Below are 13,292 nucleotides of genomic sequence, written 5' to 3'. Positions count from 1 at the left end.
AGCGCGAGCGGATACGCTCCCGCGAAACGCAAGCTCGAAGGGGGCCGCGAGTGACCGCTGAGGCCATAGAGGCAGGCCCCCGCCAGGGCGTCACCGGCGCCGGTGACATCCCCCAAGGTCTCGACTGCGCTCGACCAGGGGGGACCCGCATGTTGCGCATCGCTCTCCTCACGTACAAGGGAAATCCTTTCTGTGGTGGTCAGGGCGTCTATGTCCGCCACCTCTCCCGCGAGCTCGCCCGCCTCGGCCACCACGTCGAGGTCATCGGCTCCCAGCCGTACCCCATCCTCGACGAGGGCGTCCCGCTCACCGAGATCGCCAGCCTCGACCTCTACCGCTCGCCGGACCCCTTCCGCACGCCCAAGCGCGACGAGTACCGCGACTGGATCGACGCCCTTGAGATCGCGACCATGTGGACCGGCGGATTCCCCGAGCCGCTCACCTTCTCCCTGCGGGCCCGGCGCATGCTCGCCGCCCGCCGCGGCGACTTCGACGTCGTCCACGACAACCAGACGCTCGGCTACGGACTCCTCGGCGGCCCCCGGGTGCTCGGCGCCCCGCTCGTCACCACGATCCACCACCCCATCACCGTCGACCGGCAGCTGGACCTCGACGCCGCCGACGACTGGAAGCGCCGCGCCTCCGTCCGCCGCTGGTACGGCTTCACCCGGATGCAGAAGCGGGTCGCCCGTCGTCTGCCCTCCGTCCTGACCGTCTCTGGCTCCTCCCAGCAGGAGATCGTCGACCACCTCGGCGTACGCCCGGACCGCGTCCGGGTCGTCCACATCGGCGCCGACACCGACCTCTGGTCCCCCGACCCGTCCGTCGCCGAGGTCCCCGGGCGGATCGTCACCACCTCCAGCGCCGACGTCCCGCTCAAGGGCCTCGTCCACCTCGTCGAGGCCCTGGCGAAGCTCCGTACCGAGAACCCGGCCGCGCACCTCGTCGTCGTCGGCAAGCGCGCCGAGGACGGACCGGTCGCGCAGGCCATCGAGCGGTACGGACTCGAAGGCGCCGTCGAGTTCGTCAAGGGGATCTCCGACGCGGAGCTGGTCGACCTCGTCCGCTCCGCCCAGGTCTCCTGCGTGCCGTCCCTGTACGAGGGCTTCTCGCTGCCGGCCGCCGAGGCCATGGCCACCGGGACCCCGCTCGTCGCCACCACCGGCGGCGCGATCCCCGAGGTCACCGGAGCCGACGGCGAGACCTGCCTGGCCGTGCCGCCCGGCGACGCGGGCGCGCTCGCCACCGCCCTCGCCCGGCTGCTCGGCGACGCCGAGCTGCGCGCCCGGCTCGGGGCGGCAGGCCGCGCCAGGGTCCTCGACCGCTTCACCTGGGCCCGCGCCGCGCAGGGCACGGCCGAGCTGTACCGCGAGGCGATCGCCGCGCGTCAGGGAGCTGGTCAGGGAGCCCGCCGGTGATCCCGCAGGTGACCGCCGTCTCCGTGTTCCACCCCCGCACCACCATCGCTCCGGAAGGGCAGACCTCGTGCTGACCGTCGACTTCACCCGCTTCCCGCTCGCCCCCGGCGACCGCGTGCTCGATCTGGGCTGCGGTGCGGGCCGGCACGCCTTCGAGTGCTACCGGCGCGGCGCCCAGGTCGTGGCCCTCGACCAGAACGGCGAGGAGATCCGAGAGGTCGACAAGTGGTTCGCCGCGATGAAGGAGGCCGGCGAGGCCCCCGCGGGCGCGACCGCCACCGCGATGGAAGGGGACGCGCTCAACCTGCCGTTCCCCGACGAGTCCTTCGACGTCGTGATCATCTCCGAGGTCATGGAGCACATCCCGGACGACAAGGGCGTCCTCGCCGAGATGGTCCGGGTGCTCAAGCCCGGCGGCCGGATCGCCGTCACCGTCCCGCGCTACGGCCCCGAGAAGGTCTGCTGGGCGCTCTCCGACGCGTACCACGAGGTCGAGGGCGGCCACATCCGCATCTACAAGGCGGACGAGCTGCTCGCCAAGATCCGCCAGGCGGGCCTCAAGCCGTACGGCACCCACCACGCGCACGCGCTGCACTCCCCGTACTGGTGGCTGAAGTGCGCGTTCGGCGTGGACAACGACAAGGCGCTGCCGGTGCGGGCGTACCACAAGCTCCTGGTCTGGGACATCATGAAGAAGCCCGCCCTGACCCGGGTCGCCGAGCAGCTGCTCAACCCGGTGGTCGGCAAGAGCTTCGTGGCGTACGCGACCAAGCCCCACCTGCCGAAGGCCGAGGCGGACGCCGTGGACGCCACGCGCGCGGCGGACGCCAAGTGACCTCTCCCGAGCAGATCGCGGAGCACCTGCTCCTCCCCGGGGTCCTCACCGCCGAACAGGCAGCCGAGACCGTCGCCGGGATCCTCGCCGTACAGCGCGAGGACGGCGCGATCCCGTGGTTCCGAGGCCACCACCTCGACCCCTGGGACCACACCGAGGCCGCCATGGCCCTGGACACGGCCGGCGAACACGCGGCGGCGGCCCGGGCGTACGAGTGGCTGGCCCGGCACCAGAACGCCGACGGCTCCTGGTACGCGGCCTACCGCGACGGCGACCCGGACGACGTCACCGACCGCGGCCGGGAGTCCAACTTCGTCGCGTACGTCGCCGTCGGCGTCTGGCACCACTACCTCGCGACCGGCGACGACGCCTTCCTCGACCGGATGTGGCCGGTCGTCTTCGCCGCCGTCGAGTTCGTCCTCGCGCTCCAGCGGCCCGGCGGGCAGATCGGCTGGAAGCGGGAGGCCGACGGCACGGCGGTCGACGACGCGCTGCTCACCGGGAGTTCCTCCATCCACCAGGCGCTGCGCTGCGCGCTCGCGATCGCAGAGGCGCGCGAGGAGCCCCAGCCCGACTGGGAACTGGCGACGGGCGCGCTCGGCCACGCGATCCGCAGCCACCCCGAGCGCTTCCTCGACAAGTCCCGCTACTCGATGGACTGGTACTACCCGGTCCTCGGCGGCGCCGTGACGGGCGCGGCGGCCACGGCCCGTATCGACGCGCGCTGGGACGACTTCGTCGTACCCGGGCTCGGCGTACGGTGCGTCCTGCCCAACCCGTGGGTGACCGGCGGCGAGAGCTGCGAACTTGCCCTCGCGCTGTGGGCGACCGGCGAGTCCGACCGGGCCCTGGAGATCCTCCAGTCCATCCAGCACCTGCGCGCCGAGGGCGGCATGTACTGGACGGGGTACGTCTTCGAGGGCGAGGCGGCCGTGTGGCCCGAGGAGCTCACGACCTGGACGGCGGGATCGCTGCTGCTCGCGGTCGCGGCGCTCGGCGGCGACGAGGCGACGGTGGCGGTCTTCGGCGGGGAGCGGCTGCCGGGCGGCCTGGAGCCGGACTGCTGCGGGGCGTGAGGGGCGGCGGCGAGGCCTCCGCGGAACGTCAGCGGCTGCGGAGCCTGCCCGCCACCGTGTGCCCGACGGCGAGGTAGACGACGGCGGCGAGACCGTAGCCCGCGACGACCCGTGCCCAGGCGTCGTCGAAGGTGAACAGGTCGTGGGACCAGGCGGCCAGCCAGCGGGCGGCGTCCTGGACGAAACTCACCAGTGCGTTGGCCCGGTTGGCCTCCAGCAGGTACATGAGGATCCACAGGCCTATCAGGCCGGCGGCGATGTCGGCGGCGACGGCGATGACCCTGGCCGCTTGCGTCGTACCTCTGTGTGAAGTCATGGGTTTTGTCTTGCCGCTTCCCGCCCGTCGAAACCCGTTCGGAGTCGCCCGGGTGGCGGAGTGGTGGGGGCGGGACGAGGCTGTGGCCAAAGCCCTCTGGGAGGTCGAGCCGTGCCCCGTACCGTTGTCCCTTCCGGTCCGATACGCCGCGGAGTCGTGGCGTTGCTGCTGTCCTGCACCCTGCTCGTGACGACGGCCGCCTGCGGCGGTGACGACGCGCAGAGCGCGAGCGGCAGCGCCACCGCGAGCACGACGGCCGAGCAGCAGAAGCTCGCCAAGACCCGGTTCGTCGCCAACGCGGGCCTGGCGGCCGGCGCCACGTACCAGTGGATCGTCAAGCCGTACCGCGCGGGCAAGTTCAAGAAGGGCGCGGACGGTCAGAAGTTCGCGCTGGTCAAGGCGGGTCTTGCCGGAGCGTTCGCGTACAACAGGCTCAAGGCGGCGGTGAACAACGCCAAGGGCGACGAGCACCTCTCGAAGGCGGTCGCGCCGCTCACGGCGGGCATCGACAAGCTCAAGGACCTCGGCACCAAGCTCCGTAAGGGCGAGGCGAGCGAGGCGGACGTCGGCACGTTCGAGGACGTCATCACCAACGTGAAGGACGCGGGCGCGAGCGCGGGCGCCGTCGTGACGGACAAGGTGCCGAGCACGTCCCAACTGGGCGGCTAGCGGCTACTGATTCAGCTACGCGTTCAGCTCCGCGAGCAGTCGCAGGGTGGCCGGGTCCGGTGCCGTGACGAGCAGGTCCGTCACCGGGCCCTTCCGCCATTCCTCCAGGCGTTCGGCGATCCGCTCTTTCGGGCCGACGAGCGAGATCTCGTCCGCGAAGGCGTCGGGCACGGCGAGCACCGCCTCCTCGCGGCGGCCGGCCGCGAACAGCTCCTGGATGTGCCGGGCCTCGTTCTCGTACCCCATGCGCCCCATCAGATCGGCGTGGAAGTTGCGGCCCGCGTGCCCCATGCCGCCGATGTAGAAGCCGAGCATCGCCTTGACGGGCAGCAGCCCCTCGGCGGGATCGTCGCAGAGCTGCGCCCGGACCATGGGCGCGACGCGGAAGCCGTCGGGCAGCCGGTCGGGGAGGGAGTAGACCTCGGCGTACCGCGCGGGCGACCAGTAGAGCGGCAGCCAGCCGTCGGCGATCCGCAGGGTCTGCGCGATGTTCTTGGGGCCCTCGGCGCCGAGGAGGAGGGGGAGGTCCGCGCGGAGGGGGTGGGTGATCGGCTTGAGCGCCTTGCCGAGCCCGGTGCCGTCCTCGCCGGCGTACGGATGGGAGTGGAACCGCCCGTCGAGCCGGACGGGCGCCTCGCGCCGCAGGACCTGGCGGATCACGTCCACGTACTCGCGGGTCGCGGTCAGCGGGGAGCGGGGAAAGGGGCGGCCGTACCAGCCCTCGACGACCTGCGGTCCGGAGAGTCCGAGCCCGAGCGTCACGCGCCCGCCGGAGAGGTGGTCGAGCGTGAGCGCGTGCATCGCGGTGGCGGTCGGCGTGCGGGCGGCCATCTGCGCGACGGCGGTCCCGAGCCCGATACGGGAGGTGTGCGCGGCGATCCAGGTCAGCGCGGTGAACGCGTCGGAACCCCACGCCTCCGCCGTCCACACCGAGTCGTACCCGAGCCGCTCGGCCTCGCGGGCGAGTTCCAGATGGGTGGGGGAGGGGCCGCGGCCCCAGTAGCCGAGGGCGAGTCCGAGGCGCATGGGCCGGAACCTTTCTGACGGTCCGTCAGTTCATCCGTTCCGGGACTGTACGGCAACGGCCCCTCGCCCGGAAGGGATTCCGGGCGAGGGGCCGTTGCCGTGGCGCTGCGGGCGTCCCGCGACTCAGCCGCGCTGGATGCCGGTGGTGTCCTGGAGGACACCGCGACGGCCGTCCTGCGTCTGGGCGATCAGGCCGGGACCGCGCTGCTCGACCGCCAGGTACCAGGTACCGGGGGCCAGTTCGGCGATCGGGGTCGGCGAGCCGTCCTCCGCGTACAGCGGGCGGGCGACCGGGACCGCGAACCAGAACGGGGCGAAGTCACCGGCGGGCTGCTGGCCCTGCGCCTGCGCCGGGGCCGGCTGCGGGGCAGGGGCCTGGGCGGCCTGGGCCTGCGGGTCGGGCTGCGGCTGACCGCCGTACGGCTGCGGCTGGGCGCCGTAGGGCTGCTGGGCGCCCGGGTAGCCGTAGCCACCGGGGACACCCTGCTGGCCGGGCTGACCCGGCTGCATGCCGTACGGCTGCGAGGCCTGCGGCTTCGGGGCGCTCAGAAGCGGGCCCTTGAGGGCGGGGACCAGCGGGGCGGCGACGGCCGCACCGGCCAGGACCAGGGAGCCGATCATGCCGAGGATGAGGCCGGCACCGGCGTTGTTCGACTCGAACATCCACATCAGCACGTTCCAGGCCGAGGCCACCGTGAACGCGACGCCGACCTGGCCGAGCTCCAGACCCACGATCTTGCGGGGCTGCGGAAGCGTGCGGGAGTAGACGACGAGCGCGGCGCCCGCGATGCCGAGGAAGAAGGCGCCCCAGCCGAGGGGCGAGGCCTCCCAGGAGTTCGTGCTCGGGACCTGGTTGCAGATCTCGGGGCTGGCGTCACAGCCGCTGATGTCGAGGAACGAGGCGATGAACAGCACCACCGCTGCACCGATCAGAACGCCATCGCCTCGAGTGAGGGAGCGGATATTCACGTAAGAATCCTTCGTCGGGTCGTCTCGTCGGGGTGGCGCGAAGCACGGGGGCGGCCCCCTATCGTACGGAGGGAATCTATCGCCCGTCGGTACTACCCCTTGAGGTAGGTCCCGATGCCGTCCGCGATCCCCCGCGCCGCTTTCTGGCGCCATGCCGCATTCGAGAGGAGTGCGGCGTCCTTCGGATCACGCATATTGCCGCATTCGACGAAGACCTTGGGCACGGTCGAGAGATTGAGACCACCGAGATCGTCACGGACGTCCAACCCGGTTCCGCCGCCCAGGTAGTTGGCCGGGGCGGTGCCGGTCGCGCGGGCGAAGTGCCGGGCGATGTCCTCGCCGAGCTCGCGGGAGGGGCCGACGATCTTCGCGGTGTCGGCCGCGCCGGAGTTGACCCGCGCGGGCACGATCACGTGGAAACCGCGGTTGCCGGTGGCGGAACCGTCGGCGTGCACGGAGACCACGGCGTCGGCACGGGCGGCGTTGCCGGTCCTGGCGCGCTCGTCGATGCAGGGGCCGAAGGGGCGGTCGGCGTCGTGGGTGAGGAGGACCTTCGCGCCCTGGGCCTTGAGGAGATCGCGCAGGCGGTGTGAAACATCGAGGGTGAATGCGGCTTCGGTGTAATCGGCGTCCGTGGAGGTGCCGGTGGTGTCGCATTCCTTACGGCCTGTGCCGATATCAACCTTCTGGTTGATTTCCCGGGAGTGACGGAAATTGCCGGGATTGTGACCCGGGTCGATCACGATGGTCCGACCGGCGAGCGGGAGGCCGGGGGTGCCGACGGGCGTGCGGGCGGGGGTGCGCGCGGGGGTGCTCGTCGCGCTCGGCGTCGCCTTGGCGTCGTTCGCGTTCGGGGCGGCGGGCTTCGAGCCGCCGCTGCTGCCGCCGCCGCAGCCTGCGAGCGCGGTGGCGGCGGCGCAGGCGGTGAGGGTTCCGGCGAGGGCGCGGATGGTTCGGTGGTCGTACGGCACCTTGCGACTCTAGTGGGAGCTTCCGGTGCGTGTTCGGCCGACGCGGCGGGACTGTGAAGGCCTCGTGGGGGGTATGGAGAGACCACGCGCACGGACCACGGGGGGAACTGTGACAGCGGATGAGCCGAACGACGCACGTCAGCAGGGAGAACCGGACCCGCGGGAAGTCTCGGAGACACCTTGGGCCTACGGGGCTCCGGGGGCGGCTGGGGCGACGGGGGCGCGTGGGGCGGCTGGGGTTCCTGAGGCTGCTGGGGGATCGGGGGCGCCTGGGGCGCCGGGGGCGGCTTACGGGGCCGGGTCGGTGATTCCGCCGCCGCCCGCGCAGCCACCCGCCGTGCCCACGCCACAGCCGTCGAACCCGGCGCAGGCCGTCCTCGTCGGCCTGTTGAACCTGTCCTGTCTGGGACTCGGATATGCCCTGCTCAAGCAGTGGATCCCGGCCGCCGTCTGCTGGCTCGCGACGGCCGTGCTGCTGCTCGTCGCGCTCCCCGCCGACGTGGACGGAGTGCCGACCGGCGTCCTCGTCGGGTACGGGGTGTTCCTGCTGGCCGCGGCCGTCGACGGCGCCCGGCGCGGTCTGCGCGCCCCGCTCGCCCTGGGCGGCGGCACGGCGACCACGTCGGGGGCCACGGCCGGGGCCGTACCCGCTGCCGGTCCTGGTCCTGGTCCCGGTCCCGGACCCGGGGCGCGGCGGCTCGCGCTCCCGCTCGCTCTCGGGCTGGTCCTGCTCGCGGTGCCGGTCGGCGGCTCCGTCGCCTACGGCGCGGCGCGCGACGAGGCCGTCGAGCAGTCGCTGCTCGCCCGTCTCGCCGGGGCGGACGAGCAGGTGAAGTCGGTGGAGGGGCAGAGCTTCGGCGGGGCTGAGCACACGTACCGCAAGGCGCTCGCCGTCTACCAGGAGCTCGGCACCGAGCACGCGGGCTCGCGGGCGGGCCGCCTCGTCCCCGACCGGCTCGCGGACTACTACGCGTCCGTCTCCGCCCCGTACGAGCAGAAGAAGTACTGCGAGGCCGTCCCCGGGCTCCAGCACCTGCGGGCCCTGCCCAAGACGGTGGACCGCGACCTCCTCGACGGTCTCGTGGGGAAGGCGGACGACCCGCTGGCCCAGTCCTGGTACGAGTGCGGGATCACCGGACTCGCCGGCGCGGGCACGGAGGCGACCGCGGGGGAGCATCTGAACGCGCTGCTGTCGACGTTCCCCGAGTCCAGCCACGCGAAGAAGGTCGAGCCCACGGTCCGCGAGGCCCTGCGGACCCGGTCCGCCGCGATAGCCGCCGGCAGCACGGACCCCTGCGCGGCCGTCCTCGAACTGCAGCGCTTCCGCACCACCGTCGACCTGCTGCCGAAGGCCACCTTCGCCGCCGTCTCCACGGACACGGGCACGGAGATCCAGAAGGGCGACTTCGCCTGCGGGGTCGAGCAGTTCAAGGACAAGGAGTTCGGCGAGGCCGTCTCGACGATGACGGAGTACGTCGAGGAATACCCCGGCAGCCCGCAGGTCGCCCACGCGCGGTCCATCGCGATCGCCGCGGAGATAGCCGACGAGACGCCGGCCGCCGGCAACCGGCTGCCGCCCGCCACGTCACCCGGCGGCTCGCGGATGGTGATGGTCGTGTCCAACGACGGCCCCGGCGAGGTCGAGCTGCTCTACACCGGGCCGGTCACCGGCCGGGTCACGCTGAAGGCGTGCGCGGGCTGCACGGCGTACGGGGACCTGCTCCCGCGGGGCGCGGCCAAGCCCAAGGTGTGCTCGGGACCGTCGTCCAAGTACCCGAAGGCGACGCTGATGCTGCCCGCCGGCGACTACCACTTCCTGCAGAAGCGGTCGGGGACGACGGGTGCGCTGTCGGCGGCGGACAAGTCGAGCACTGCGAAGATCGAGCCGGGGTACTCGTACACGAACTGTCTGTACGTGACGTCCCGATTCGGCGGCCTCTAGCCCGGTCCGGCGGGCCGGACCCCGTGAGGTCCGGTCCCGGCCGCTCCGGTCAGCGGCGGCGCAGTACGCGGAGGGAGTCGGTGACCGAGATCTCCTCGAAGTCGCCGGACTCCAGGGCCCGGAGGTAGATGCGGTACGGGGCCTGGCCGCCGTCCTCCGGATTCGGGAAGACGTCGTGGATGACGAGCAGTCCGCCGACGGCGACCTTGGGCGCCCAGCCCTCGTAGTCGTTGGTCGCGTGCTCGTCGGTGTGCCCGCCGTCGACGAAGACGAGGCCGAGCTCGCCCGCCCAGACCTTGGCGACCTGCGGGGAGCGGCCGACGACGGCGATCACGTGCTCCTCGAGGCCCGCCGTGCGCAGCGTCCGGCGGAAGGTGGGCAGGGTGTCCATCAGGCCGACCTCGGGGTCCACGACGGTCGGGTCGTGGTACTCCCAGCCGGGCTGCTGCTCCTCGCTGCCCCGGTGGTGGTCCACGGTGACCGCGACCGTCCCGGCCTCCCTGGCCGCGTCCGCGAGCAGGATCGTGGAGCGCCCGCAGTACGTCCCGACCTCCAGGAACGGCAGCCCCAGCTTGCCGGCCTCCGTGGCGGCGGCGTGCAGCGCGAGCCCTTCGTCGAGGGGCATGAAGCCCTTGGCGGCCTCGAAGGCGGCGAGGATCTCGGGCGCGGGCATGGGGTCCTCCTACTGGCGGGTACGGCAGGTGCGAGCGCCCATCGTGCCCTACGCACCGCACACGAACCACACCACCGTCCGCCCCTGGGCCGCCCCGACGTCGCCCCGAGGTCGCCCCGCAAAGCGGTGTGATTGGCTTCGAAGCATGGATTCTGACGCGAACGTTCCGACCGGGGCGGTACCGCCCTTCGACCCCGAACTGGCCGTCGTCCTCGCGGCCTTGGGCGACGAGTGGCGGACGCCCGTCACCCCGGAGAACCTCATGGCGGCGCGCGAGCGGGACGCCTCCTCCCGGCCCCGGCCGACGGTCGAGGAGCTGCGCGCCGACGGCCGCTACGAGGTGACGGAGCTGAGCGTGCCGGGGCCGCCGGGCGGACCGGAGGTGACCCTCGTGAGCACGCGGCCCGCCGGACTCGCGGGGCGCCCGCTGCCGCTGCTCTACTACATGCACGGCGGGGCCATGATCATGGGAAACGCCTGGTCCGTCCTTCCGCGCATCCAGAGCGAGTGGGTCCACCCGCTGGGCATGGCCGTCCTCTCGGTCGAGTACCGGCTCGCGCCGGAGACGCCGTACCCGGGAGCGCTGGAGGACTGCTACGCCGGCCTCGTCTGGGCCGCCGAGCACGCGACCGAGCTGGGCATCGACCCGGACAGGATCGTCATCGGCGGCAAGAGCGCGGGCGGCGGGCTCGCCGCGGGACTCGCCCTCCTCGCCCGCGACCGGGGCGGTCCGGCCGCGCTCGGGCAGCTGCTGCTCTGCCCGATGCTCGACGACCGCATGGACACCTTCTCCAACCGTCAGATGTCGGGCATCGACACGGGGGACCTCACCTCCCACGCGACCGCCTGGCAGGCGTATCTCGGTGACCTCTACGGTTCCGCCGACGTCCCGCCCCACGCGGCACCCACCCGCGCCACGGACCTCTCCGGACTCCCCCCTGCCTTCATCGACGTCGGCTCGGCCGAGATGTTCCGCGACGAGAACATCGCCTACGCCGACGCGATCTGGCGGGCGGGCGGCCGGGCCGAACTCCACGTCTGGCCCGGCGCGTACCACGGCTTCGACGGAATGGCCCCCCACGCCGCCCTCAGCGAGGCCGCCCGCGCCACCCGCACCCGTTGGCTCCGCCGTCTCCTCGACCGGCCCGACTCCACGAAGACCGTCATCTGACCTTCCGTCAGATTGGAACGTGTTCTAGTCTGCGGCCATGGGCATCGGAATCACGCAAGAGCAGCGGGAGTTGGCCCGGTCCGTGCGCGGGTGGTTCGCCCGGGCCGTACCGCCCGAGGACGTGCGGAAGCTCCTCGACGCGCCCGCCGAGAGCGGGACCGGGCGGCCCGCCCACTGGGACGGGCTCGCCGGGCAGGGGCTCCTCGGGATCCACCTTCCCGAGGAGTACGGGGGTGGGGGCGGCGATCTCGTCGACCTGGCCGTCGTGCTCGAAGAGGCCGCGCGGGCGCTGGTGCCGGGGCCGTACCTGCCCTCCGTACTCGCCGGGGAGATCCTGCGCCGTGCCGGCTCGGGCGGCCTCGACCCGGCCCTCGTCGCGGAGCTCGCGAGCGGGGCGCGGGTCGGGGCCGTCGCCCTCGGGGCCGGGGGGATGGCCGGGGTCGAGGTCGAGGGCGGGGTGGTGTTCGACGGGAGCGCGCCGCCCGTCCTCGGCGGCGCCCAGGCCGACCTGCTGATCCTGGCCGCGAGCACCGCGCGGGGCGTCGTCTGGGCCGCCGTGGACGCCGACACCCTCACCGTCCGCCCGCACGAGAGCGCCGACCCGACCCGGCCGACCGCCGAGGTCACCGCCGACGCCACCCACGTCCCCGCCGACCGGATCCTGGACCTCGACCCCACCCTCATACCCGACCTCGCCGCCGTGCTGTACGCCGCCGACGCCTGCGGGACCGCCGCCCGCGCCCTGGAGACGGCCGCCGAGTACGCCAGGACGCGCGAGCAGTTCGGGCGGCCCATCGGGCAGTTCCAGGGGGTCAAGCACCTCTGCGCCGACATGCTGGTACGCGTCGAGCAGGCCCGCGCCCTCACCTGGGACGCCGCCAGGTCCACCGACGACGACGCCCGCCCACTCGTCGCGGCCCTCGCCGCCGCCACCGCCCTCGACGCCGCCTACAGCTGCGCCAAGGACTCCATCCAGATCCTCGGCGGCATCGGCTTCACCTGGGAGCACGACGCCCATCTCGCACTGCGCCGCGCCCTCGTCGCCCGCCAGCTCCTCGGCGCCGGCGACACCCACCGGGCACACGCCGCCAGGCTCGCCGCCGACGGAGTCCGACGCGAGCTGCGGCTCGAACTGCCGCCGGAGGCCGACGCGTTCCGCGCCGCCGCGCGCGAGGCGATCGCGCCCGCCGTCGGCCTCGACCCGGGCGCCGCCCGCCGCGCGCTCGCCGCCGACGGATACGCGGCCCCGCACCTGCCCGAGCCGTACGGCCTCGGCGCGGGGCCGCTCCAGCAGCTCGCCGTACAGCGGGAGCTCGACGCGGCCGGGGTCCGGATCGCCGGCCTCGGGATCGCCACCTGGGTCGTCCCGTCCCTCCTCGCGTACGGGACGGCCGCGCAGCAGGAGCGCTACCTCGGTCCCACCCTCCGGGGCGACCTGCTCTGGTGCCAGCTCTTCTCCGAGCCGGGCGCCGGGTCCGACCTCGCCTCGCTCCGTACGAAGGCCGAACGCACCGAGGACGGCGGCTGGCGGATCACCGGACAGAAGGTGTGGACGAGCGCCGCCCAATGGGCCGACCACGGCATCCTGCTCGCCCGCACCGACCCCGACGCCCCCAAGCACAAGGGGCTCACGTACTTCCTCGTCGACATGAAGAACACACCGGGGATCGACATCCGGCCGCTGAAGGAGATCACCGGCGACTCGCTCTTCAACGAGGTGTTCTTCGACGACGCGCTGCTCCCGGCCGACGCCGTCGTCGGCGAGGTGAACGACGGCTGGCGCGTCGCCCGCAACACCCTCGGCAACGAGCGTGTCCACATGGCCGACCAGGTCGCCTTCGACTCCGGACTCGAAGCGCTGATCGAGCGGGCGGCCGGTGCCGACAGTGCCGTACGCGTACGGATCGGCTCCCTGGCCGCCGAGGCCCACGCGCTCGCCTGCATCGGGCTGCGGACCACCACGCTCCAGGTCTCCGGCCTCGAACCGGGCGCGGGGGCGAGCGTCCGCAAGCTCGTCCAGACCGTCCACCAGCAGAAGCTCGCCGAGCTCACGCTCGAACTGCTCGGCCCCGAGGGCGCCGTGCGGGAGGGCGCGGGGGAGCGGGCGGTCCACGGGCTGCTGATGTCCCGCTGCCTCACCATCGCGGGCGGCACCACGCAGGTCCAGCTCAATGTCGTCGCCGAGCGCCTGCTCGGCCTGCCCAGGGACTAGAGAGAGACTGAGGG

12 protein-coding genes are annotated in these 13,292 nt (G+C 73.0%); 7 read left to right on the top strand and 5 right to left on the bottom strand.

The window, feature by feature from the left end:
• Nucleotides 1-50: 50 nt before the first annotated feature.
• The 3 genes from ACGFYP_RS11550 (at nucleotide 51) to ACGFYP_RS11540 (ending at nucleotide 3,329) form a co-directional block, all read left to right on the top strand.
• Nucleotides 51-1,418: a glycosyltransferase family 4 protein gene (locus tag ACGFYP_RS11550; RefSeq protein WP_393489894.1), complete on the top strand. Its 1,368-nt coding sequence runs from the start codon at nucleotides 51-53 to the stop codon at nucleotides 1,416-1,418.
• A 67-nt stretch (nucleotides 1,419-1,485) separates the two neighbouring features.
• Nucleotides 1,486-2,253 (top strand): class I SAM-dependent methyltransferase, encoded by a 768-nt coding sequence (locus tag ACGFYP_RS11545; RefSeq protein ID WP_393489887.1) that lies wholly within the window; start codon nucleotides 1,486-1,488, stop codon nucleotides 2,251-2,253.
• On the top strand, nucleotides 2,250-3,329 hold the full coding sequence (locus ACGFYP_RS11540; protein ID WP_361969126.1) for a prenyltransferase: 1,080 nt from the start codon (nucleotides 2,250-2,252) through the stop codon (nucleotides 3,327-3,329). The genes ACGFYP_RS11545 and ACGFYP_RS11540 overlap by 4 nt, the downstream gene beginning before the upstream one ends.
• Before the next feature lie 28 nt (nucleotides 3,330-3,357).
• On the opposite strand, the gene ACGFYP_RS11535 is transcribed toward ACGFYP_RS11540, so the two are convergent.
• Nucleotides 3,358-3,645, bottom strand: a complete 288-nt coding sequence (locus ACGFYP_RS11535) for a hypothetical protein (protein WP_393489879.1) — start codon at nucleotides 3,643-3,645, stop codon at nucleotides 3,358-3,360.
• Between the two features lie 111 nt (nucleotides 3,646-3,756).
• Between ACGFYP_RS11535 and ACGFYP_RS11530 the strand changes: the two genes are divergently transcribed.
• Nucleotides 3,757-4,314, top strand: coding sequence for a hypothetical protein (locus ACGFYP_RS11530; RefSeq protein ID WP_393489872.1), 558 nt, complete (start codon nucleotides 3,757-3,759; stop codon nucleotides 4,312-4,314).
• 15 nt (nucleotides 4,315-4,329) lie between these two features.
• On the opposite strand, the gene ACGFYP_RS11525 is transcribed toward ACGFYP_RS11530, so the two are convergent.
• The 3 genes from ACGFYP_RS11525 to ACGFYP_RS11515 all read right to left on the bottom strand — a co-directional run bounded on the left by ACGFYP_RS11525 (nucleotide 4,330) and on the right by ACGFYP_RS11515 (nucleotide 7,280).
• On the bottom strand, nucleotides 4,330-5,340 hold the full coding sequence (locus ACGFYP_RS11525) for an LLM class F420-dependent oxidoreductase (protein WP_393489866.1): 1,011 nt from the start codon (nucleotides 5,338-5,340) through the stop codon (nucleotides 4,330-4,332).
• Nucleotides 5,341-5,463: 123 nt separating this feature from the next.
• Nucleotides 5,464-6,309 carry a DUF5336 domain-containing protein gene (locus tag ACGFYP_RS11520; RefSeq protein ID WP_393489859.1) on the bottom strand — a complete coding sequence of 282 codons (846 nt, stop codon included), beginning with the start codon at nucleotides 6,307-6,309 and terminating at the stop codon, nucleotides 5,464-5,466.
• Nucleotides 6,310-6,401: 92 nt separating this feature from the next.
• The gene (locus ACGFYP_RS11515; RefSeq protein ID WP_393489852.1) at nucleotides 6,402-7,280 is read right to left on the bottom strand and encodes an N-acetylmuramoyl-L-alanine amidase; all 879 of its coding nucleotides are present in this window, start codon (nucleotides 7,278-7,280) and stop codon (nucleotides 6,402-6,404) included.
• Between the two features lie 337 nt (nucleotides 7,281-7,617).
• Here ACGFYP_RS11515 and ACGFYP_RS11510 point away from each other — a divergent pair, with 337 nt between their 5' ends.
• Nucleotides 7,618-9,222 carry a hypothetical protein gene (locus tag ACGFYP_RS11510; RefSeq protein ID WP_393489845.1) on the top strand — a complete coding sequence of 535 codons (1,605 nt, stop codon included), beginning with the start codon at nucleotides 7,618-7,620 and terminating at the stop codon, nucleotides 9,220-9,222.
• Nucleotides 9,223-9,271: 49 nt separating this feature from the next.
• Here ACGFYP_RS11510 and ACGFYP_RS11505 read toward each other — a convergent pair whose 3' ends face one another.
• A complete protein-coding gene (locus ACGFYP_RS11505) occupies nucleotides 9,272-9,895 on the bottom strand; it encodes a class I SAM-dependent methyltransferase (protein WP_393489839.1) in 624 nt (207 codons plus the stop codon).
• A 145-nt stretch (nucleotides 9,896-10,040) separates the two neighbouring features.
• Here ACGFYP_RS11505 and ACGFYP_RS11500 point away from each other — a divergent pair, with 145 nt between their 5' ends.
• Both ACGFYP_RS11500 and ACGFYP_RS11495 read left to right on the top strand, forming a co-directional pair.
• Nucleotides 10,041-11,066, top strand: a complete 1,026-nt coding sequence (locus ACGFYP_RS11500; protein ID WP_393489832.1) for an alpha/beta hydrolase — start codon at nucleotides 10,041-10,043, stop codon at nucleotides 11,064-11,066.
• Between the two features lie 37 nt (nucleotides 11,067-11,103).
• Nucleotides 11,104-13,278 (top strand): acyl-CoA dehydrogenase, encoded by a 2,175-nt coding sequence (locus ACGFYP_RS11495; RefSeq protein WP_393489827.1) that lies wholly within the window; start codon nucleotides 11,104-11,106, stop codon nucleotides 13,276-13,278.
• Nucleotides 13,279-13,292: the final 14 nt, after the last annotated feature.

The organism is Streptomyces sp. NPDC048370, assembly GCF_043200825.1.
GTDB lineage: Bacteria > Actinomycetota > Actinomycetes > Streptomycetales > Streptomycetaceae > Streptomyces.
This window is presented reverse-complemented; position numbering and strand designations above follow the sequence as displayed.